Genomic DNA, 19343 nt, shown 5'->3' with positions numbered 1-19343 from the left:
ACCGCTTACGAGAGGTCAGCGATCAGGCCGTGCGCGGCTTCGTTCGAGACTTCGAGCGTGTACTCGACGATCATCGCGCGCTTCTCGGCATCGCCGGTCTTCGCGGGTTTGTCGACGAACAGCGGACGAAGCGTGCGCAGCTTGACCATGTCCGGGTCGATCACGAGGACGTTGCCGTTGGCCATCTGACGGTTCGGGACGGCAGCGAGGCGACCGAAGTCACCCACGTAGACGTCAGCCGCAGCGACGATGGTCGCGGCCTTGTCGCCGGTATCACGACGCTGCTGAGCGAGGCCGGCGAAGCTGGAGAACACGCGCTTCTGCTGGACGGGCATCATCAGCATGCCGGGGTTGCCACCGGACTGATACGCGGCCTGCTGGACGTCCTTGAGCATGTTCTCCGTCCACGCACGGGCGGTGCCTGCGGTGGGAGCCGTCACGAGGCCGGAGGTGGCGTTGTAGCCGCCGTTAGCGCCGCCGGCACCACGGGAGACGTTCGAGGTCAGCCACGCGGTGAAGCCGCCGAGACGACGGGCAGCGGCACCAGCGGCGCCGCCAGCGTTCGACGCCTGAGCGGAGAGGAGGATGCCCTCCATGTCCTTCTTTAGTTCCAGACCGCGCTTGACGGACTGGTACTTGACCTCATCCTTGCGTCCGGCCTTGTCCACGACCTGTGCGGTACCGGAGACGAGGACGGTCTCACGCGAGATCTGGCAGTAGTTGCCCGCGCGGACGGTCGGCGTTACGTCGGCGTAAGCGTATTCGTCGCCTTCGAGCACCGCGTTATTCAGGTTGGCAGGCGCGAGGGTATCGGTCTGCCACTCGTGCTTCACGGCAGATGCCTTGCCACGACCAATATTGGCCATGAATGGCGTGTCCGCCTTGTTGAGGAGGAAGATCTTGTCCTGAAGGTCTTCGCGACCCCCACGGATGTCATAGGTATCGGTAGTGCCGGCAAGCTGTGCCATGTGGTCCTCGGATGGGGCTGGACCGTTCAGGGGCCGCTATGCGGGAAGCCTGACCTGGTCATGATCAATCGATCCCGAACAGAGAGTCCGGGAGAGCTGCCACGGCGCCATCGATGGTCGGGTTACGACTGAACGCGTCACGTGCTTGTCTGGAGGCTTGGCCCTGCCGTGTGCCCGGTGACTGCCTGACGGCGGCCCGGATCGGAGGGGCGTTGCGGAGTTTCTGGAGAGCTTCCGGCTTCTTCGCCTGGAGCTTCTGGTACGCGATGGCGTCCTTGAGCACGCGCAGGGCGCGGTGATCCTGAATGCCCATCACATCATTTGCGGAGAGGTTGTAGCGCTCCCCGAATTTCGTGGCGTCCGCGAAGAACGCCTGTTGCCCCTCGGGTGTGCGAAGCTCCGGCATGGTCTCGGCCATAAGCTGGGCTTCGCGCTGAAGGGCCTCGGCGGTCTGAGCCTGCCGGGCGCGCTCGGACTGTTCCTGCGCGGCCTTCTGCTCTTCGGTCTGACGCTGGCCGGCGCTCTGTTGCGCGGAGAGGAGCTTGTTCACCTCCTCGACCGCTTCCTGATACGCCTGCTGCTGCTCCATGAAGCCCATCGGATCGGTCCGGATCATGTTGCGATCCGGTGGCGAGGGCATGCGGGTCCGAAGCACCTCGACCGCGATGTTCAGGATGTTGCCGAGTTCACCGCGCTCGGCCTCGGTCTGTTGCCGAATCGTCTGAAACTGTCGGACTTCCTCGGCGTGGGCCTGCGTCTTCCGCGTGTAGTCGGCCTGCCGCATGAATCCGCGACGGACTTCGTCGATCGGGACTTGGTGGCCATCGATCTCGACGACCTTGGCGGTGTCCTTGGCCTCGCCGTCCTTGCCCTTGCCATGCTTGTCGGGCTCGCCGTCAGCATTGGCTTCCGGGCCATCCGCATCGGTGCCATCGTCTTCCGGCTCGACGTCGGATTCGTCACCGTCCTCGCCGTCCTCGTCGTCCTGCGTCGGAGGCTGCGGATTGCGCGGTGCGAACCGACCCTTCTCCCCGCGAGGCTGCTCGATCACGCGCTCGGCGTGGTCATAAGCCGGGTCTCCGGGATTCGGATCGCCGTCGTCCTCGTCGAAGTCGAAGTCGTTGTCGGCCAGCGTCAGGGCGACGTCATGGGCGCTCGGCTCGCGATCGTAATCGCGCACGGGGGCGGTCTCAGCCGGAGCCGAGGTATCGCGTTCAGACATGTGGGGCTCGTTCGGTTGGCGTGCCCGTGCCGTCAGGCGACGGTGGGCGGAACGCGTTGTGCGGCCATGCCGGTGGTCACGATGGATTCGGCGGCTTCACGAACGCGGCGGGCGGCTTGCAGATCGGCGGTCGCGCGGATCAGGGAAGCCGGGTTGGAAACGTCAGCGGCGGCGAGGGCATCGACAGCGTCGGCCTCGATCTTGGCGAGGAGGGCGAGGAAGGTCTCGTTGTCGAGGAGCTGTTGGGCGGCAATGGCCTGAGCGACGCGGTCGGCCATCACTGCCTCGGGATATTCGTGGAGACGCCCTGGACGCCGGTCGCCATCGAGACGGCCCGGAGCTGCGCCTCGTTCTCCATCTCAGCGCGACGAAGTTCGAAGTCACGGTTCATTTGCTCGACCTTGAGCGCGTGTTCCTGCTCAAGCCGTTCGCGGGCCATCTGTAGCTCCGCAGCCTGCTTGGCCTGATCCATGGCGACATCGGCCTGGATGCGCTGTTGATCGCCCTGAGCGCGGGCCTGGAGCGTCTGTTGATCCATCTGCGCCTTGGCCTGGATCGCCTGGAGCTTCGGATCGGGCGGAGCCGGCGGCTTCGATGCCTGCCACTGCGAAAATTCCTCGGCGGTGATCGGCCGGAAGAACTGTTCCGGATCTTTGACGCCAGCCGCCTCGACCATCTTATGCTCGGCCGCGACGACCATGGATGGAGTGACCACCGGGTTTTCGAGCCCGAGTTGTTCGATGATAGCGTTCTGACGAGCGCGGATACCGGACAGCATCGTCAGGTCGCGTTCACGGGAGCCCGTGCCGAGGCCGACGTTGATCGAGACGTCCATCGCGGCATTCCAACCGACCGGATCGAACGCCACCCACTCATCGCGCAGGCGAACGGTGCGAGGCCGATCCTGATTGCGGACGATGATGCGCAGGAGCTTCGAGAAGAGAGGCTTGAAGCCCATCTCGGCCATGTTTCGCGCGATCAGCTCGACGCGGGCATACGAGGCATCGTGTTCGAGGGACGCGGCGGTTGCGGTCTGCGGCTCCAGGGCCGTGGAATCCAGTGACGCGGTGGCGGTGGAGACGCCGGTCCGACGCTGGATCACGCTATCGATGTACTGAATGCCGGCGAGGATGTTGCCCGAGATGTTGGGCGCCACGAGATCCTGAATCGCGCCTTGAGCCGTGTGGCCCTTCTTGATCCGGATGACGCCGCCATAGGTCGGGTTGAGCACCTCGTCAGGGTTGATGATCGCTTCGTCGACCACGCAGCGCTGCGGGCGATTCTGTGAATAGATGTTATCGAGAACGCCGCGCAGGAGGGCGGTCTTGACCCGCTGTAGGTCGCCGACGTTGTCGAAGGTCGACCGGCCCATCCACCGATGCGGCACCGGCTGGCCTGTCATTGAGACGAACGGGACTTCCTCCGTCCACGGCTCATTCGAGAGCGGCTCGCGACCACCGGACGAGCCAGCGACCACGACCTTGCGCATCTCGGCGATGCCGTCGTCGTCATAGTCGAAGCGCACATACGCCTCGATCACCTCGACCTCGGCGGTGGCGCCGGTCTCACCCGCGAGCGAGCTTCGCGTATCGTCGTCCTCGTATCGATCCGCGTCGCTCCGGGACTTGCGGGAGCCATACGCGGGCAGATCCTCGACGACGTCGCGGGGATAGCCCTGCTTCACGAGGTCCGAGCGCGTGACCCTGGAGCGATGCCAGACAGCGCGGGCCGTCTCGATCGAACTCGCGCCCTTCGAGATGCCGAAATCGTCCGGAGGGACGTTCTCGACCACGAGCTTGCCGTTGGTGGTCGCCCGGTTGATTCGAACGTCATAGACCGTCAGCGGAACCATCTGGCCCGAGGCGGGATCGTGGATGATCTGATCGCGCCCATCAGCGCCGATAAGCTTGACCTCCGGGTCTTCGAGCAGCGCGACGATCTGGTCCTCATCGAGGCCGCGTAGATCCTCGCTCTCGTATTCCGGGGTTGAATCCCAATACGCTTTGACGATGCCGTTGCGGACGTCGAGGGCGTCTTTGATCCACGTGTGGGTGATCTGGTACCCGTTGATCTCGTTGGCCCAGACATAATTGATGTAGTCGGTGGCCTGCGATGCGGCCTCTTCGTCGCCGGGCTTATTCGGCGCGTAGACGGCGACTTTGTCCGCGCCTGCGAACACACGCATCAGGCCGGGGAGCATCGTGTCCGTGACGTCGGCCACATCGCGAGAAACCGCAGAGGAGCGACCTTGCTCGGATGGCAGATCCTCCATCACGCCGTCATAGTAGTCGAGTGCCGCGTCGCGTTCGCCCTTGCGACCACGGATCGACTTGTCGCCAACGAGGTCGTCGTTTTCGAACGTGATGCCGTTCGACACCTCATCGTCGATCAGGCGCAGCAAAGCACGGTCAGCATCGCGGCGTGAGGAATCACCCCCCCTCGCGGCGAGCTTCGGCGATGCGGCCATGTGGTTTCCTTGTGCCCGCAGCGACGGGTTTCCGAGCAAGCAGGGCTTAATGGGCACGATCGGCCGCTAAGAGATTGATCTTCATGCCAAAGTCATCACCGTTGGCAGAACAGCGGTTCAGTCCAAAATCTAGCTATCTCGACCCAGCCTTGGAGCAGGCAGGCTCTCGTGGCATGGTCGGACTATGGTGAGGTGCGATATGGTAGACGGCTGGGCAATTGAGGTAACGATGGGACGGCTTGGTGGCGGCCCTCCATTCACGGAGGTATGGTATGCTGCCATCGAGGACAAACAGACTGCAGTCGACGCGATTATGCAGGTTGCTCAGCGGACGCCCGATGTGAAGGTGGAGGCGAAAGAGCGGCTTTCAGCTAGTGCGCTGGCAGGCGTCGGCCTTGAGGCTGGCAAAGTTGGTAGATGGCTTTGACCAACTCGACGCACGATCGATCAGCCCATCACACGCGGGTGGTACGGTATCGCCCTCGGAAACGGAGCGTGTAGGCCGTGCCCGAGGTGAACGCGGTGATCTGAGCGCCCTGACCTCCCGCGCTTGTCTTCTGGCCCAGGATAATTGCGGTGCTGGTGCCGGACTGAGGCGCGAGCGCGATTTGCGTGGCCGTATTGGGCCAGGGAAACGCACTTCCGATCGCCATCGGGATCAAGTTCGAGGCGGTGTCGCCGTCAGCGGGAAGCGGTAATCCGGTGAGGATGAAGTTGCCGGCGGCAGTCGTGTAGGTCGGCGTAAACGCGAACCCCATCGAGACGTCCACGAAGTCACCGAGCTTATCGTACCGGCATGTCTGGGAGGAGATGGATACGGACAGGTCGCCGGGCGTGGCCGACGTGATTCCGATGGTGAAAGGCTGGTTGACGATTCGGTCGATCGCCGCGCCGCCCGAGACGACCGGGAAGTAGTCGCTCATTTGGAATACTCGACGTTGAGGATCGCGCCGGCCGATTGCTGAATGAACCGGGCCGCCGAGATCTCCGCCCCGTAGAGCTTCACGCCACCACCGACAGGGATCGGCATACCGACCGCAGTCGTGGGAGCCGTCCCATCCTTGCGCATGCGGACGCCGGCACCATCGGGGATGACCGTCGCGACCGTCGCGTCGCCGGGGATGTTGGGGAGCGCAGTCGACGTCGAAACGTCAGTGACTTGGCGGTAGGTGAGCGGTGTAGAGCCGGCCGCCGCAGCAGAACCGGTCGGGATCGGATTCGAGGCGCCGTAAGGCAGGCCGGTCGCGGGATCGCTCAGGAAGACCCGCTGCGATCCGGGAATGTCGGCGGGATAGGGCATCGTTCAGTCCTGTCGGGTTACACGACCCAGCGCCTGTCCGGCGGCTTCCATTCGGTCTTCTTTGGCTCGACGATGGCGTGACGGCGCATCATCACGGCGTACCGTGTGGCCGAGAGCAGATCGTCGTTGAGCTTCACCACGCGTCCGTTGTCGCGGTGGTACATTCTGAATTCTTCGAACCACTCGTCGAGGTGAGCAAAGACGCGGAATCGGCCGGTTTGCATCCGGTCCAGCATTTCCATCAGGCCGGCTTCGACGCCGTTGCCGCCATCCTCGTGCGTGGCGTGTTCGGCCAGCATCTCCAGGCCCTGCGAACGGTACTGCTCAGCGAGGGCGAGGCCGCTCCCCTTGTCGTGTTGCAGCCCGTCATGGGGCCAAGCGCACGGAATCCAGCTTCCCCACGACTTGATCGCAGCGGAATGCAGGACCGGAGTGGCTTCCTTCTTCCTGTAGCAGGCCGTCAGGTACCAGACGTCATTGTCGCGATCCCAAGCGCAGCGCACGGCGGCGAACGGGTGATCGTATCCGAAGTCCACCCCGACGATCTGAACCCAGCTTGGCGGGATCGGGAAGGCTTTGACCCGGATCTCTTCCTCGGCGATCGGGAAGATGCGACCGGACCCGAGGGCGGGAATTCCTTTCGTGCGAGCGTCCCGCATGTGCGCCGGAATCGCGTCCCAAAGTTTCTGCTTCTGATCGGCGGTGAGGTGCGGAACGTCGTCCCACGTCGCCTGAACACAGAAGGTCACGGCGTCTTCACTGTCCCGAGATAGCGCATCGTCACTTCCGTCATGCCGCTGAGCGGGGTGAAGGTGCAGAGCATCAGGCCGTCCGTGGTCATCAGACGGAGCATGCATTCGTCGAACACGTCGGAAGGCGGCTCTTCGTCGAGCCAGACCCCGTGCTTGGCGGTGCCCTGAAACTTCTTCCGGCCCTGGTCGAAGCTCTTGAAGCCGAGGAGCGAGGCCCCGCCGGTCACATGGCGGACATGGACCTGATCGAATGCACCGGTCACACCGGAGCGTCGCGATGGACTGCCGATGATGTCCGCTTCTTGAATCAGCCCCGTGCCAACGCTCTCCAGCGGACCCATCAGAATCGCCTGGACGATGTCGCGGGTCGTCTCCGAGGTATCGCCGGCCGCCCACCATTCAACAGGGTGAGCGAAGCGCCGGCCGTCCCACCATTCGGGATAACGGCCGGTCAGGTGCAGCGCGGTTTCGTATCCACCCACACCGAACGATTTGCCGACACGATTCGCGGCAAGCATGCAGCGATCATATTCCGTCGCGCCGGCCCGGAAGAACGCTATGTGCTTCGGGTAAAGCTCTCGGCGGAGCGGGCCTTCGTCGGGGTAGAGGCGGAGGAGCTTCGTGCGCTCGCGGCGCCGTGCCTTCTCGGCCAATAGGACCGCGAGTTGCCGCTTCGCATCGAGACGCCCGAGGGACGCGGCGTCAGTGCTCAGTAGCTCCATCGCCGGCCAATCCTGCCGCAACGGCCATCATGCGGATCTGGGCGTCGAGGTCGTCCTCGGACACGTCCTGAATCGTCGCGGTGACCTTGGCCTCGACACTGGAGAGCGCCGGCTTCTCGTATTGAATCGCCTTGGACGCGGCCTGGACCCGAAGCTGCCATTCCTGAGCAGGATCGCGGTACACGGCCATGAGGAGCGCATGAGCGTCGCCGTCGAACGCGCCAGGGATCACCGCTGCAATCGTCTGGGCCGCGCGCTGCATCGCCTCTTCGCGCTCAGCGGTACGGCGATTGACCGAGCCTTTCTGCCGGCCGCCCGTCTTGCGCCCTTGTGCCATCTATGTTCGTCTATTCTGGGTTGAGCGTCAGGAAATAGACGCGCCCTTTGCGCATCACTCCCCGGATCGAATTCGAAACATGAACACCGCGATCGCGATATTCTCACTCATCGTAGCGGGATTCTGGATCGCGTCGGTACTCGGGTCGTTTTCTAGGCAGGGAATGGTGAAGCCGTAATGTCCGGGCGCCCCAGAATTTCCAGTGCTGTGAACTCGCTTCGCAGCCAGATCCTAGATCACGGATTCGAGCCTGAATTGATCGAGGACGTGTGCCGGGAATGGCGGGTGCGCCGGGAGATTCTGATCGACAATTTCGTCCGCACGTACGGGAAGGAACCGGCGATGCTGGAGAAGGCCGATCGACCGCGAGCCATTGTTGACCTGAAGACACTTATCGCCAAGGCTGTGGAAGATGCCAAGAACGTTTCCATGGACGAGCGTGGAAAGTCGCTTATCGGTCAGGTTTTTGTCTTCAGCGGCCACAAGTTCGTGTACTCGCACTACAACAAGTATCGGAACGTCGCATACGTTTATCGGTGTGATACCGGGCTACGCGTCTACGTGAAGGGGGCGACCCTGGCACGGATGAACCTTACCCTCGATACAATACGTCAGACGCGGCGGGACGCCTGAGTGTCTGGCGAAAGTCCTTCGCTTCGCCCTTTAGCTGAGGCGACGAGGCTCACGCCTTCAAGTCGCAGCTCTCGCTACTCTATTCGCCTGACATATACGCAACGTTATAACGTGTCAATCACTATCGACGCGAACGGCGGTCGTTCCACAGATTGCTCAAGGCATTCAGGGCGACGCGGAGAGATCCGAGAACCGCATCGTCGCCGGGCTCCCTATCAAGGACACACACGTGCATGAGGGCTGAGGAGCAGGCTTGCCATTCGCACGTATCGGCCAGCGCCGTCTGAGCCTCGTTCCACGAACGCTTCAGCGCCACGGCTTCCTCGTATGACATCTCGGCCGCACAGGAGATTCCGGACGCGACGTCGTTGATGGCCGCCGATGGGAAGCGGGGCAAAACGCCCACAATGTGGAAGCCGTGCCGCAGAAACAGGCTCGTATACTTCTGGCCCGCTTCGAGCTGGTCGCGGCTCAGCGTGCTGTGCAGGAAGAGGCGGCCGAGGGCGAAGCTAGCGAGCGGGTCGCGAGGGTCCACGTCCTGCCGGCGCCCATCGTCTCGAATCCGCGTTTTGGGCAAGCTTCTGCGATGAGGCTGGGCCAACGCGACCGCCATGATCTGATCCTCAGATTCTTTCCGGCGGCTTTCGAGGTCCGCCTTCGTCGAGGATCGCTTATGCCGGCCATTGGCCTCACGATGCACCAAGTTCACGGCGGCACGCATGCGAGCGAGTTGGTTGCTGGTCTTGGCGAAGGCCATCAGGTGAACCGCATCCGGAAGTGAAGGGCATCGTCCTCGCACTGAAAGGACACGAAGGCAGGCGCGTTCAGCCAGGGCGTGCTGACCATCGACGTTCCGGCCGGACAGTTTTCGTCGCGCCAAGCCATCACGTCCCTGAGCACATCGTGCCATGCAGACGCGTGGATCATCACGGTATGAGGAAACCCGAGGTCGACCGCTTCGCGCGTCATCTGCGAGCACAGAACGTCATACGGATACGGGTCTATGGTGAAGCTGTGAGTGTGGTGCTTGCTCATGCCACCCCGCCGAACCTGATCCGGTACGCGAAAGCCTGGACGGCCTGATCGGGACGAAAGGAGACGTATTGCGTGCCGAGGCCGGCAATGGAGTGCCGGACGTCCTCGATCCCTTGCTCGGCCAGCCAATCGGCGACCGCCCGCTCCTGAACCCGAGCGACCGCAAACGTCCAAGGGAAGCCCATTTCGGCCGCAGAGTCCGCCACGAGGTCGTCGAGGAATCGGGTCGTGAACCCTTCGTCCGGAGCGTCCTCGCGCATCAGCTCCACCGCATCCGGAATGCGAAGGCGCCATCGCCATCATCAGGCAGGGAGACGAAGACCACCGGGTAGAACTCGTGGATCAGCGGCGGACCGAGATCATGGTCGGCGATCCAGGCCATCACCTCTTCACTTTGTCCGGCCTTCCACCGCCAGTGCCAGAAACCGAACGTGATCGGATAGCCGTGCGCCTTGGCGGAGGCCGCGATCGCCTCCCCCGTCGCGGTGGCGACCTCTTCCTCGATATAGTCCGGCAGGCTCATCTGGCGGGTCATGACCACACCATCTTGAACTCGATCGCGAGGTCGCTGTTGGAGCGGAATCCCACGTTCAGCACGGCGCCTTCGGGATGCGGGAAGCTGGCCCATGCCAGCCCACGTCCGACCTTCCAGCTCTTCGCTTGGCCCCGATCGGCGAGCCAAGCCTCGACCTCGACAGCAGCCTCGCTGACCGTTCTGTTCGGGATTCGACACGTGAACACAACAACCGGAAAGCCGGCCGCCCACATACGACGCGACGCCGTTTTGCGTTCGTCCGCGTCCCACGGCGGGAGCGTAAAGGGCTGTGAGCGTGGAATGATCGGCAACGCGGCACCTCAGTACCATCGTATATCCGCGAACCGGCCGATAATATCAAGCTTGGCGAACGTATCCGCCCCGGATCTAGGCGGAATAATCGAGAATAGCAGGTTTTATCACCACTAAATCATCAAGACTGAGCTTGAATCATCCCCAGCGCAACTTGAACGCGAACGCATCATTCGGACTTTTGAACCCCACGAAACGAACGCCCATCAGTCCGTCATGCCGGTCGATCCAGTCATCTACGTTCCGAAGCCATTCACGGATCTGTTCAGCACGCTCGAATGCTTGTGCCATAGGCTGATTGAGCTTGGCCTCGACGCAGTGCGGGTACCCTTCGCAGGCGAACCACCACCGGAAGTGCTCGGTTTCATCCATTGGGATCATCATCCGAAGTGGATTTTAAACTCGGTCGCGAGGATCTGATCACGGAATCCGACGCAATAGATGCCGGCCGAGCAGTATCGGAGGTTCCAGCCTCGCTGGGCAAACGGCTTCGGGTCTCTTTCCGTCAGCCACACCCGCATCTCTTTCGTCCGCGCATACGAATGCGGCTGGCCCGGCTGCGTCAAGACGATGAACGGGAAACCCTGCCGAGGCAGATATTCTCTGTACCACGCGATCTCGTCGTCTAGCGATGGCTTGAGCCGCGGGGTGATCACCCGAACCTCATCTTGAATTCAAGCGCTAGATCAGGATTAGCGAAAGCAGCGGCAACAACACCGTGAACCGATGGCGCGAGAAGGAAACACGAATTTGGCCCAAGAACGAAAGGGGCGGGCTGGGGTGCACTGGCTAAAACGGCGCCCTGAACGGTCAACCAATCCTCAGCTTCTGAGTGCAGTTGCTTCGCCTCTTTGAATCCCGGTGTCGGAACTTCAACGATATGGACTAGGCCAAGCCCCACTGCTTGCAAGCGTGTATCAGCCCACATCGTAGCGCACTCATCCTGTATCTTAGCGCGGTTTACCGCTTTCTTACGCTCGCGTTTGAAAATAGCCGCGACCGTATCGATTTTACACGTGAGATCGTCCCGGTCCGCCTCGGGCAGGTACTTCACCTCCCGTCGCAGTCGATCGATGATGCTTCTGTGTTGCCGTTGAAGCTCCGTCCTCATGTCACCCGAACCTCATCTTAAAGGCTAGCGCAATATCGGGATTGGAGAAGGCAAAGTTGAACGGCGGCACGACAACCCTGCATGCTTGCTCGCCGCCGTTCGACACATGCAGATCTAACCAATCAGCAACCTCGACTGATAGTTGGCGGAAATTGCGACCGTCGTGGCCTGGCACTCGCGCCGCGACATTGAACATTCGACAGTCAGGCCCAGCACGAAGAAGTGCCGCTGCCTCAACCCTCGCGCGGTGCTCTTCCACCAACGGGCGTGCAAGTACCTCTGCCGTCGCTCTATCTGGAGTGCCAAGCGACCGCGTCTCTGTTTTGCCCGTTCTTCCCCCTGCATCAGGTGGATGGACAAACCGCACGCACCAGTTGTCCGAGCCGGCGCGCTTGAAAAGGTAGTCGCCCTTGCGTCCAGCCATGTGATCAAACCTCAATTCGACCAGCAGCGCTCGAAACGTCTGCATACTCGCCGATGGTCTTGGTTGGCTTGAAGTAGCGGTCTCGCTCAAGGCCGACCCCGCGCTTGTTTTCAAGATTTTTACTGAGGTTCTCTAGATCCTTTAAGCTTACATCTCCAAGCTCAGCCTCTCCAAAGCCAAGATCGCAAAGACCAAAAGCTAGACCGCGATCATGCGGGTAGATCTCACTAAGCAGCCAACGCCCACCGCCAAATGGATCGAAGATATGCGCCACTGGAACGAGATCCAGTTCACTAACGGTGCCGCGAACGGGCTCCTGTCTTCGACCATTCGCGAGAAGCTTTGCCTTAATTTCTTTGGTGATCAATTTCATAGACGCTCTCCATCACGAGCTTGCGGGCCATTCATGAACTAGTTTTTTTACTAGCTCAATGGAGTCAAACTACGTAGATGCTTATCCGAACCGCATCTTGAACTCGAAGGCCGCGTCCGGATCGGCGAATCCGACGACGCAGATGCCGCGATCCCCGTCGTGGATACAGTCGCACCAGACGCGGCCGGACAATATTTCCAGATCTCCAGAGCACGCCCGTAGGAGGCCGTAGCGACCTCGAGGCGGACCGATACGACATGGGGGAAGCCCGAGCCGGCGAGATGGGCCGCAGCGTCCGTGGAGGCCATCTCACCGGCAGAGGTCGTGGTCACTCAGAAGGTTCGAGCGGCAGCACGGCGAAGCGTCGCGCAATGCTCTCGTTGAGGAAGCGGGTCTTGCTGTCCGCGCTCTCGAAGCTATCGGCAGCGCACGAATCGATGTCGTCGTACTGGTAGGTCTTGCCGCCGATGAACGACACCTTGAGGGTCTTGGCGCCGCTGTCGTACTCGACCCGCTCGATGTTCGTGCTGTTGAAATCGACGCCGTTCGTTTTGACGAAGCTCATGACCCCTCCCCTATGATCTTGTCGATCCACGGCTTCAAAACGCTCATCGGCGAACCGTGGCCGTAGCCGGCCGCCACGGTTTTTTCCTCATGTCCAAACAGCTCATATTGCACTGCAATAGGACATTGCTCCGCGCGCATCCGGTCCTTTGCGCGATGACGAAGCGAATGGAGTACTTTGCCCTTTCCATCCGCGCCGGCCTTCCTGACAAGGCGCTGAAGCACGCGGCCCAGGTTCTTCGCGTTCGATGCGAATATCGGTCCGATGATCCTTTCGGGCAGCAGCGGCAGCACCACCTCTGGCAATGGGAGCCGGCGCTTAGACTGCTCGTTCTTGGAACCGATCTCGACGTAGCGGATGCCCTTCTCGACCCTCTCAGAGGTAATGTGGAATGCCTCGCCGAGCCGCATGCCGGTGGACGCCAGGAGCACCCAGAGCAGACGGGATTCCGGGTCGAAGCTCGGGAGGGCCAGGGCGACCCTCTCCATATCGTCATCCTCGTACGGCACGCGGCGCGTCGCATCGTCGATCGGCGGCGCGATTTTAGCGAACGGGTTGAAGGACAGGACACCTTCGCCGATCGCATGGTTCACCGCAGCCGAAAGATAATTTAGCTTTTTGACGATGGTGGCGGCCTTATCGCCCTCCCCCTGGAGGTGAGCGATCAGCTTGCGCCCATCCTCGCGGGTGCAGCTCTTCAGGGCCTTGCCCTCGACCAGACGCTTGAACAGCGCCCACGTATCCCGCGCCTCGCGCTCGTAATATATATTCCGCTTCTTCAAGGCGAGGTACGCTTCGAGGATTGCCGTGTCGTCGCCGGTCTCAATCTTCCTCGAATCACGAATGGCTTCGTCGCGGAACGCCACTGGATCGAATCGGGGGTTCAGATCGGTATCCCACTGATCCCTCGTTTCCCCGATCAACGTGCCGTCCTTCAGCATCAGGGCGGACCACTCCGTCGAGATGATTCGCGTCCCGTCCGCCAGAACGGACTCACCGAGCGGCCACTTCCGTCGCGCCGTCAGTTTGAAGGTTTCCGCACGCTTATTCTTCGCTTCATAGACGTCGAGCTTATGCGCCTGGATCATCGGCAGGGCGCGGATCTCCGCCTCGTACCGATCCTGCGTCCGCAGGCTCTTCTGGAGCGGTCTGCGGGCCATCACCGAAGGGTACTGAAGCCGGAGCCACCAGTTGTCCGAGCCCGGCCGTTTGAACAGATAATCGGCTTTCCGGCGGTACACGGGAATCCCCATAGCTACATGCGACAAACACAGCAATAGCTACAGTCTTAGCTACAGTCCAGGCCATTGAAATATAACGACTTTTGCCCGAAAACGACCCTAACGATTCCCCTCCCTCTTGCGGCACCAACATTTAGCTTACTGGTCAGCGCCTCCGGTAAGCACCGCACCGAGATCGACATCGGCTGGCAGCGGTCTCGGAAATTCCGTGACACGGCATGCGGCATCCAAGAGATAGCGACCGGGCTCGCTCTCTCCTATATCGTGGCGATGTCAGCTTAGCCCGCCTTCAAAATCGAACCGAACACCCTTCAGTATGGCCTGAAGCCTCCCTCAGCATGAAGCCAAGCGTCGCTCCCTGCTCCGGCCTGACGCCCGTCAGCAAGCAGGCCATTCACGCGGCTTCCTTGGACTTCCTCGACAAGTGCGCCGAGTAGGCTGGCCGGCTTGGTTGGACCACGCTACATCTCTTCCGTGTGTACCCCGACCTGGGCGTGATCCGCTCCTACTTCTGCGGAGCCATGGTCCTTAGCGGCAACCTCGTTTCTGAGGTCCATGCGGACCTCGTCCGTTTCGCACGGACGCGGTACTTTTTGAAACGTGCCTGGCCGGTCGATTGGTGCTGTGAGGCGATAGGCGGCTTAAAAGCCTGCCTCCTGTCATGCGGCTCGCTCGGTGTGGCGCCAGCACGCCAGTGTTCGGCAGCTTCACACCCGTCTCGTCGATGATCGCATCGTGTCCGTCGGTGCAGTAAAATCGATATGTCTGGCACGCCATCCACAGCCCTTCACAGACTTGGACAATTCGCCTCCGGTTAGGACTGACTTGGAATCACCGGACTAGTTGTTCTTTTTTCGTTCTATGTGCTGATATGGACCTAAGCGGTTGGGAATCTAAATGAGGAGGCATGACCTCTTCGCGCCAAGCCTACTCGTCCGATGTTTCCGACGATGAATGGGCGCTGGTTGCGCCCTAGATCGGTTTCCGAGCGCGTTGCGACGGGTTTGGGGCTGGAGCGTTGACGAGCAAAGGAGGTGCCGATGCCGTCACCGTTATCCATGGATCTGCGTGAACGTGTCGTGGCCGCTGTGGCCGAGGGTGCGTCCTGCCATCAGGCCGCCGCTCGGTTCGGGGTCAGCGTGTCGAGTGCCAGCCGTGGTCGGAGCGTTTCCAGCACGAAGGCCAGGTTGCAGCCAAGCCGTTGGGTGGCGACCATGCCTCTCACCGCATTGAGGCGCACGCCGACCTGGTCCTGGGCCTCTACGAGGCGCGGCCGGAGATCTTTCTGCGTGAGTTGCGCGATGCCCTGTCTGGGCACGGCGTGCAGACCAGCACCAGCGGCTTGTGGCGCTTCTTCCGGCGGCATCGGATCACCCGTAAAAAGGGGCGGTTCACGCAGCTGAGCAAGAACGGCCGGATGTGAGACAAGCGATTCAACCCGCCAGGGCACGGCTCTAGAACGCGGAAAAGCCTTTTTGGCCCTGACGGCAGTCGGGCTCGAGGAGAAGGATGGAACCGACAAGGGGAGTTGCACCCCTAGTTCAGGTTTCTTAGGCTCGCGTTCTAACCGTTAAACTAAGTGAGCAGCCGGATGAAACGGTGACCGGATGTCTCGTGGCAAGGCTGCAAACGAAAAACCCGCCGCGGCGTCAGCCGGGTGGGTTAATGTCTGCGAGGCTTATGAGCCGGCTTTCTCAGAGTGGAGATCAGAGCCCGCCGTTGCCCCCACCGCCGCCGCCAGCGCTACCGTTTGGCACGGCACGCGAAGGCTGATTGGCATTGCCGCCCGCGGCCGAGTCGCTCGTAGCCGTTTCGGCACCAGTCGCCCCACGCGAAACTGTCACGTCGCGGTCATTGCCGGTCGTGTTCGGCTGGTTTTCGATGACCGTTCCTGACCCGCTTGGCTGGCTTGGGGCAACACCCTGAGCGAGAGCAGGACCAGCGAGCAGAATCGTAGCGGTAACAAGGATCAATTTATTCATGGATGTATCCAAATTGAGGCAGCAGTGTTTCGCTTGAGCTAAATAAGTACTGAGATCCCAATAAGGTTTCAGCTTGGCTGGTGCCGTTGCAACCGATCCGTTACAAAAAACCGCTCTGGTTCTCACTGGGCGGGTCATATCGTGCTCTGAGGACGACAAACAGGCGCGGTAGCGCGTCGGACTAATTGGGACGGAGGAGCGCGCATAGCATGCGCGTCGCGTCCGTGCGTCCGGTTCTCGGTGGCCTGCTCTCATTCGATTGCAGCCAGCAAGCTTGTGTACTGCTTCGCCTCATCCCGCATGGTCCGCACGCACTCGGCGATGCTGTTGATGTCCACGGTCTGCCGCCGGGCGAAGTCGCGCAACTCCTCCATCACGCCGGTGACCTCGCGCTGCACCTGTTGGAACGGCGCCGGCACATCGGCCGGCGTTGCGGGCACCGGCGGCGGAAGGTGCTCCTTGTCGCCCCGCACGCGGGTCACCATCCAACCGATTGGCGGGCGATGGTGGTATCCAGAAAATCCAGTCATCCCATTACCCGTCGACCCTTTCCAGCTTGTCGAGAACCGCACCAAGCCGGCTCTTGCGTGAAACGCCGTCCAGGACGGCAATGTAGACCGACAGGGCCTCGAACCCTGCAAGCGTGCCGAAGACGGGAATGTTGATGCGGGAGAATGGGCGACGGTGAAAACGTCATAGGTCAGCGCGAACGTGAATTGCACCACGATGAAGCAGCCCACCGCCGCGCCGAAGGCTCGGGAGCAGGCCCCCTTCGGACCCACCATCTGGTTGTTGATGAAGCCGTTGAGGAACATGACCAGCATGCTCGGCTAAGAGACTACTGTGGGCTCGTCAGTGGCATCGCTGCCGGCGAAGGCACCGGAATAGCCGGCGGGATCATTAAGGAAGCGGCCGGCGCCGGCACGACGGGTGGAACGTCCAGCGGCACCGATGCCGTGAGCGGCGCGCTGACCGGCTTCGCGTCGGTGCTACGGGCCTTCGGCGCCGCCTTGGTGCAGGGCGTCAGGAACTGGTCCCGCTCGGCAGTCGGGGGGCAGCTACTTGTTCTTAATCCACAGCATGATCGCCTCGGCGCAGCCCTTCCGTTCGCCGGCGCTCAAGCGGTGAAGGAACGTCGAGCCGGTAAAGCCGCCCACGCCGAAGTTGAAGGCGATGGAGATCAGGGCGTCTCGCTCGTGTTCGGCCACCGGGACCTTGATGGCCGACAGGATCGGCAGCGCGTGCGAGGCGAGGTCACCGAGGAAAAACGCGTCGGCATGGGCCTGGTGATGACCTGTCCGAGCTTGACGCCCCTGGTGTGGCCGTAGCCGTTCGTCGACACCCCGACGCCGTCGAGCTAGGCTTCCAGCTGCACGCCTTCCCGTAATTTAAGCGCGGCAATGCCCAGCTGCGTCATGATGGCGAACGCGCCCATGCGTCGTCTCCCGAATAGTGAATACAAAATTATCTTCCTACGATCGGCTTTCCGGACCGGGGTCGGATTTTGGAATGCAGCACTTCGACAACGAGCACTTGCCGGAGCCGGAAGAACATTTTGCTGAAGGATTTGCGCCGGACGCGATCCTGACTTGTCTCGTTGCCGTGGAAGCAGTCGGGCTTGTTCTTATGGCCCTTGGCGCCGTGCATCCCGGCCGCTGGCTGCTGGCATGAGCATGTGCGGCGACCGGCCGGTTTTGCGGTGATAAACTGCCCGGATGGATCAGCTTCTACGACTGACGATCATCTTAAGCCGGTGGACGCGACGGCGTTGGACGAAGACCGAGGCGATTGTTGCGCTGGCCGTGATCGCTATTGCCTTGGCGATCGCGCTCATCGAATGGGCCGGCTACTGGCCAGAAGCTTTAACCGCTACGAAGGTGCGGCGAGCGCCTATGCGACTATAAATATTACGCTGAAACAGGGCACGAGCGTCCCCCAAAACTTCAGGTATTGCCTGCAGTCCGGCGCCCTTTGCACAGAAATGCATAGATGGCGGATGCTGATCGGCGGCAACGGGTGAAGACGACGGTGTCCTCTCTGATTCGCGGCTCATGTAATTCGAGATCCCGCTGCCAACGGGCGGCACAGTCATCGCCTCTGTGTGGCCCGCTCGGGGGGGGGACGCGATTTACTGCGGTGAGTTTGTCAAAGGAAGAGTGCTGGGGCTAGGCCGCCGGAGCGAAGGAGCATGCCCAAAGGTCCATGCTCTTGGTCGTGCCGCCGAGATACGCGAGAGCCTTCGCGTCGTCGCCAAAGCAGAGGCGGGACACGAGGGCGGTGGTGGCGCAGGTTGCGGTGATGGGGTAGAAGTCCGCCGAAACCTTCTCGATGGAGCCGGCGAGGTTAGTAAAGACGCCGCCCGTGTTCGTGGACAGGGTGACGGTGCCGGCAATCAGATCGAACAGGACGCGCGCCGTACCCACCGGATTGGTGCTTCAGGCGAACAAATCCGGCCGACGAAGCCGCAGTGCGAAGAGAAGCACCAGGGTTTTCATGTCGGTGATCTCGCCCCGATCGCTCATGGCGGCGAGGGTGGCCAGGGGCATCTCGTGAACAGTGATGCTTTCATGTTCCTCGGCCAACCCACCGCCGGGGCCGGAGCGGTCGGCGGCGCTATAGGCACCTAGAAACAGGTCCATCTGTTCGGTAGAAATCCCGGGCATTGACCACCCAGTTGTCAGGCGTTCGAGGGTGCCGAGGCGGACGCCGGTCTCCTCGAAGGCCTCGCGGCGCGCGCCGTCCTCGGGCTCAGATTCGTCGAGGAGTCCAGCCGGGATCTCAAGAAGCGACAGGGTACCGGCCGCAAAGAAGGTGGGTGGCCTGAACTGCTCCACCAGAAGCGCCACGCGGCGCTCGGGATCATAGGGCAGAACCCCCACCGCGCGGCCGTGATCCTCGATCTCGCGGGTCAGGCGCGTGCCGTCCGGCATCGTGACTTCTGCCACGAGAAAGCGGCTCCAGCCATCGTGCAGGATGCGGGTGCCACGGATCACCGGCGCCATATAGTCGTTCCCGTCTTCCGGCCACGGGCGGTCACGCGGCCTTCTTCGGGATCACCTAACCGCGAGTTGCCGCATCATTGAGGCGAAGACGGTGCGGAATGAACGCGTTTTCAGGTGCCGCCCTTCTCAATGGTGAAGCTGAAGACGCCGTCGTCGCGGCCCTGACCGACGAGACGATCGCCCTCCTCGGTGACGAGATGGGGGATGTCGATCACCGAGACCGGATCGGTGCAGAGGATGGTCAGCTGCGCCCCCGGTTCCAGGCCGCGCATGGCCTTGCGGGTGCGTAGCACCGGCAGGGGGCATTTCAGGCCGCTGAGATCGAGGACGAGTGGCGCGTCGGTCATATCTGTCCAACGATA

The 19343-nt window shown here is 61.8% G+C and carries 27 protein-coding genes and 1 pseudogene; 4 read left to right on the top strand and 24 right to left on the bottom strand.

Features of this window, described 5'->3' with window-relative positions:
* Positions 1-5 precede the first annotated feature (5 nt).
* From IPV08_RS15995 to IPV08_RS15960, 9 genes are all read right to left on the bottom strand, one after another.
* Complete coding sequence (locus tag IPV08_RS15995; protein WP_082473274.1) at positions 6-968, bottom strand: DUF5309 domain-containing protein; 963 nt, start codon at positions 966-968, stop codon at positions 6-8.
* 64 nt (positions 969-1032) lie between these two features.
* Positions 1033-2190 carry a hypothetical protein gene (locus IPV08_RS15990; protein ID WP_207412575.1) on the bottom strand — a complete coding sequence of 386 codons (1158 nt, stop codon included), beginning with the start codon at positions 2188-2190 and terminating at the stop codon, positions 1033-1035.
* Positions 2191-2222: 32 nt separating this feature from the next.
* Positions 2223-2468, bottom strand: coding sequence for a hypothetical protein (locus tag IPV08_RS15985; RefSeq protein ID WP_207412574.1), 246 nt, complete (start codon positions 2466-2468; stop codon positions 2223-2225).
* Positions 2468-4657 (bottom strand): hypothetical protein, encoded by a 2190-nt coding sequence (locus IPV08_RS15980; RefSeq protein ID WP_207412573.1) that lies wholly within the window; start codon positions 4655-4657, stop codon positions 2468-2470. Before IPV08_RS15980 ends, IPV08_RS15985 begins: the two co-directional genes overlap by 1 nt.
* 455 nt (positions 4658-5112) lie before the next feature.
* On the bottom strand, positions 5113-5580 hold the full coding sequence (locus IPV08_RS15975) for a hypothetical protein (RefSeq protein ID WP_207412572.1): 468 nt from the start codon (positions 5578-5580) through the stop codon (positions 5113-5115).
* Complete coding sequence (locus tag IPV08_RS15970) at positions 5577-5957, bottom strand: hypothetical protein (protein ID WP_207412571.1); 381 nt, start codon at positions 5955-5957, stop codon at positions 5577-5579. The genes IPV08_RS15975 and IPV08_RS15970 overlap by 4 nt, the downstream gene beginning before the upstream one ends.
* 17 nt (positions 5958-5974) lie before the next feature.
* Positions 5975-6706 carry a hypothetical protein gene (locus IPV08_RS24680; RefSeq protein ID WP_348646139.1) on the bottom strand — a complete coding sequence of 244 codons (732 nt, stop codon included), beginning with the start codon at positions 6704-6706 and terminating at the stop codon, positions 5975-5977.
* Positions 6703-7431, bottom strand: a complete 729-nt coding sequence (locus IPV08_RS24675) for a terminase family protein (protein WP_246747983.1) — start codon at positions 7429-7431, stop codon at positions 6703-6705. Before IPV08_RS24675 ends, IPV08_RS24680 begins: the two co-directional genes overlap by 4 nt.
* Positions 7412-7768: a hypothetical protein gene (locus IPV08_RS15960; protein ID WP_207412570.1), complete on the bottom strand. Its 357-nt coding sequence runs from the start codon at positions 7766-7768 to the stop codon at positions 7412-7414. The genes IPV08_RS24675 and IPV08_RS15960 overlap by 20 nt, the downstream gene beginning before the upstream one ends.
* A 255-nt stretch (positions 7769-8023) precedes the next feature.
* Here IPV08_RS15960 and IPV08_RS15955 point away from each other — a divergent pair, with 255 nt between their 5' ends.
* Entirely contained in the window at positions 8024-8401 is a 378-nt protein-coding gene (locus tag IPV08_RS15955; protein ID WP_207412569.1) for a hypothetical protein, read from the top strand.
* Between the two features lie 121 nt (positions 8402-8522).
* Here the strand turns inward: IPV08_RS15955 and IPV08_RS15950 are convergent, their stop codons facing one another.
* The 10 genes from IPV08_RS15950 to IPV08_RS25090 all read right to left on the bottom strand — a co-directional run bounded on the left by IPV08_RS15950 (position 8523) and on the right by IPV08_RS25090 (position 13997).
* Entirely contained in the window at positions 8523-9158 is a 636-nt protein-coding gene (locus IPV08_RS15950) for a hypothetical protein (RefSeq protein WP_207412568.1), read from the bottom strand.
* The gene (locus IPV08_RS15945; RefSeq protein ID WP_207412567.1) at positions 9158-9436 is read right to left on the bottom strand and encodes a hypothetical protein; all 279 of its coding nucleotides are present in this window, start codon (positions 9434-9436) and stop codon (positions 9158-9160) included. The genes IPV08_RS15950 and IPV08_RS15945 overlap by 1 nt, the downstream gene beginning before the upstream one ends.
* A complete protein-coding gene (locus IPV08_RS15940; protein ID WP_207412566.1) occupies positions 9433-9696 on the bottom strand; it encodes a hypothetical protein in 264 nt (87 codons plus the stop codon). The genes IPV08_RS15945 and IPV08_RS15940 overlap by 4 nt, the downstream gene beginning before the upstream one ends.
* Positions 9696-9971: a hypothetical protein gene (locus IPV08_RS15935; protein WP_207412565.1), complete on the bottom strand. Its 276-nt coding sequence runs from the start codon at positions 9969-9971 to the stop codon at positions 9696-9698. The genes IPV08_RS15940 and IPV08_RS15935 overlap by 1 nt, the downstream gene beginning before the upstream one ends.
* Positions 9968-10282: a hypothetical protein gene (locus IPV08_RS15930; protein ID WP_207412564.1), complete on the bottom strand. Its 315-nt coding sequence runs from the start codon at positions 10280-10282 to the stop codon at positions 9968-9970. Before IPV08_RS15930 ends, IPV08_RS15935 begins: the two co-directional genes overlap by 4 nt.
* A 139-nt stretch (positions 10283-10421) precedes the next feature.
* The gene (locus IPV08_RS15925; protein WP_207412563.1) at positions 10422-10655 is read right to left on the bottom strand and encodes a hypothetical protein; all 234 of its coding nucleotides are present in this window, start codon (positions 10653-10655) and stop codon (positions 10422-10424) included.
* Between the two features lie 8 nt (positions 10656-10663).
* Positions 10664-10939 carry a hypothetical protein gene (locus IPV08_RS15920; RefSeq protein WP_207412562.1) on the bottom strand — a complete coding sequence of 92 codons (276 nt, stop codon included), beginning with the start codon at positions 10937-10939 and terminating at the stop codon, positions 10664-10666.
* A gap of 883 nt (positions 10940-11822) precedes the next feature.
* Positions 11823-12191, bottom strand: coding sequence for a DUF2958 domain-containing protein (locus tag IPV08_RS15915; protein ID WP_207412561.1), 369 nt, complete (start codon positions 12189-12191; stop codon positions 11823-11825).
* A 328-nt stretch (positions 12192-12519) separates the two neighbouring features.
* Positions 12520-12756, bottom strand: a complete 237-nt coding sequence (locus IPV08_RS15910) for a KTSC domain-containing protein (RefSeq protein WP_207412560.1) — start codon at positions 12754-12756, stop codon at positions 12520-12522.
* Positions 12753-13997, bottom strand: a complete 1245-nt coding sequence (locus tag IPV08_RS25090) for a tyrosine-type recombinase/integrase (RefSeq protein WP_207412559.1) — start codon at positions 13995-13997, stop codon at positions 12753-12755. Before IPV08_RS25090 ends, IPV08_RS15910 begins: the two co-directional genes overlap by 4 nt.
* Before the next feature lie 1040 nt (positions 13998-15037).
* Here IPV08_RS25090 and IPV08_RS15900 point away from each other — a divergent pair.
* Positions 15038-15422, top strand: a pseudogene (locus tag IPV08_RS15900) (helix-turn-helix domain-containing protein); the annotation flags it as partial.
* 281 nt (positions 15423-15703) lie between these two features.
* Here IPV08_RS15900 and IPV08_RS24665 read toward each other — a convergent pair.
* Together IPV08_RS24665 and IPV08_RS15895 are read right to left on the bottom strand one after the other, a co-directional pair.
* On the bottom strand, positions 15704-15979 hold the full coding sequence (locus IPV08_RS24665; protein WP_246747982.1) for a hypothetical protein: 276 nt from the start codon (positions 15977-15979) through the stop codon (positions 15704-15706).
* A 251-nt stretch (positions 15980-16230) separates the two neighbouring features.
* Complete coding sequence (locus IPV08_RS15895; RefSeq protein ID WP_207412558.1) at positions 16231-16464, bottom strand: hypothetical protein; 234 nt, start codon at positions 16462-16464, stop codon at positions 16231-16233.
* Positions 16465-16653: 189 nt separating this feature from the next.
* Between IPV08_RS15895 and IPV08_RS24660 the strand changes: the two genes are divergently transcribed.
* Positions 16654-17307, top strand: a complete 654-nt coding sequence (locus IPV08_RS24660) for a hypothetical protein (protein ID WP_246747981.1) — start codon at positions 16654-16656, stop codon at positions 17305-17307.
* A gap of 181 nt (positions 17308-17488) precedes the next feature.
* On the top strand, positions 17489-17650 hold the full coding sequence (locus IPV08_RS15885) for a hypothetical protein (protein WP_207412557.1): 162 nt from the start codon (positions 17489-17491) through the stop codon (positions 17648-17650).
* 494 nt (positions 17651-18144) lie between these two features.
* Here IPV08_RS15885 and IPV08_RS15880 read toward each other — a convergent pair whose 3' ends face one another.
* The 3 genes from IPV08_RS15880 to IPV08_RS15870 all read right to left on the bottom strand — a co-directional run bounded on the left by IPV08_RS15880 (position 18145) and on the right by IPV08_RS15870 (position 19328).
* Positions 18145-18402: a hypothetical protein gene (locus IPV08_RS15880; RefSeq protein ID WP_207412556.1), complete on the bottom strand. Its 258-nt coding sequence runs from the start codon at positions 18400-18402 to the stop codon at positions 18145-18147.
* A 12-nt stretch (positions 18403-18414) separates the two neighbouring features.
* Positions 18415-18981, bottom strand: a complete 567-nt coding sequence (locus tag IPV08_RS15875; RefSeq protein ID WP_207412555.1) for an NUDIX hydrolase — start codon at positions 18979-18981, stop codon at positions 18415-18417.
* A gap of 110 nt (positions 18982-19091) precedes the next feature.
* Positions 19092-19328: a sulfurtransferase TusA family protein gene (locus tag IPV08_RS15870; RefSeq protein WP_207412554.1), complete on the bottom strand. Its 237-nt coding sequence runs from the start codon at positions 19326-19328 to the stop codon at positions 19092-19094.
* Positions 19329-19343 lie beyond the last annotated feature (15 nt).

Origin of the sequence: Methylobacterium sp. SD274, assembly GCF_017355285.1 — a bacterium.
GTDB lineage: Bacteria > Pseudomonadota > Alphaproteobacteria > Rhizobiales > Beijerinckiaceae > Methylobacterium.
This window is presented reverse-complemented; position numbering and strand designations above follow the sequence as displayed.

Bases quoted from the DNA above. Each gene is read 5' to 3' on its own strand.
- IPV08_RS15995 (WP_082473274.1), bottom strand. From the start codon at position 968: ATGGCACAGCTTGCCGGCACTACCGATACCTATGACATCCGTGGGGGT.
- IPV08_RS15990 (WP_207412575.1), bottom strand. From the start codon at position 2,190: ATGTCTGAACGCGATACCTCGGCTCCGGCTGAGACCGCCCCCGTGCGC.
- IPV08_RS15985 (WP_207412574.1), bottom strand. From the start codon at position 2,468: ATGGCCGACCGCGTCGCTCAGGCCATTGCCGCCCAACAGCTCCTCGAC.
- IPV08_RS15980 (WP_207412573.1), bottom strand. From the start codon at position 4,657: ATGGCCGCATCGCCGAAGCTCGCCGCGAGGGGGGGTGATTCCTCACGC.
- IPV08_RS15975 (WP_207412572.1), bottom strand. From the start codon at position 5,580: ATGAGCGACTACTTCCCGGTCGTCTCGGGCGGCGCGGCGATCGACCGA.
- IPV08_RS15970 (WP_207412571.1), bottom strand. From the start codon at position 5,957: ATGCCCTATCCCGCCGACATTCCCGGATCGCAGCGGGTCTTCCTGAGC.
- IPV08_RS24675 (WP_246747983.1), bottom strand. From the start codon at position 7,431: ATGGAGCTACTGAGCACTGACGCCGCGTCCCTCGGGCGTCTCGATGCG.
- IPV08_RS15960 (WP_207412570.1), bottom strand. From the start codon at position 7,768: ATGGCACAAGGGCGCAAGACGGGCGGCCGGCAGAAAGGCTCGGTCAAT.
- IPV08_RS15950 (WP_207412568.1), bottom strand. From the start codon at position 9,158: ATGGCCTTCGCCAAGACCAGCAACCAACTCGCTCGCATGCGTGCCGCC.
- IPV08_RS15945 (WP_207412567.1), bottom strand. From the start codon at position 9,436: ATGAGCAAGCACCACACTCACAGCTTCACCATAGACCCGTATCCGTAT.
- IPV08_RS15940 (WP_207412566.1), bottom strand. From the start codon at position 9,696: ATGCGCGAGGACGCTCCGGACGAAGGGTTCACGACCCGATTCCTCGAC.
- IPV08_RS15935 (WP_207412565.1), bottom strand. From the start codon at position 9,971: ATGACCCGCCAGATGAGCCTGCCGGACTATATCGAGGAAGAGGTCGCC.
- IPV08_RS15925 (WP_207412563.1), bottom strand. From the start codon at position 10,655: ATGGATGAAACCGAGCACTTCCGGTGGTGGTTCGCCTGCGAAGGGTAC.
- IPV08_RS15915 (WP_207412561.1), bottom strand. From the start codon at position 12,191: ATGAAATTGATCACCAAAGAAATTAAGGCAAAGCTTCTCGCGAATGGT.
- IPV08_RS15910 (WP_207412560.1), bottom strand. From the start codon at position 12,756: ATGAGCTTCGTCAAAACGAACGGCGTCGATTTCAACAGCACGAACATC.
- IPV08_RS24665 (WP_246747982.1), bottom strand. From the start codon at position 15,979: ATGAATAAATTGATCCTTGTTACCGCTACGATTCTGCTCGCTGGTCCT.
- IPV08_RS15895 (WP_207412558.1), bottom strand. From the start codon at position 16,464: ATGGTGACCCGCGTGCGGGGCGACAAGGAGCACCTTCCGCCGCCGGTG.
- IPV08_RS24660 (WP_246747981.1), top strand. From the start codon at position 16,654: ATGGGCGACGGTGAAAACGTCATAGGTCAGCGCGAACGTGAATTGCAC.
- IPV08_RS15885 (WP_207412557.1), top strand. From the start codon at position 17,489: ATGCAGCACTTCGACAACGAGCACTTGCCGGAGCCGGAAGAACATTTT.
- IPV08_RS15875 (WP_207412555.1), bottom strand. From the start codon at position 18,981: ATGGCGCCGGTGATCCGTGGCACCCGCATCCTGCACGATGGCTGGAGC.
- IPV08_RS15870 (WP_207412554.1), bottom strand. From the start codon at position 19,328: ATGACCGACGCGCCACTCGTCCTCGATCTCAGCGGCCTGAAATGCCCC.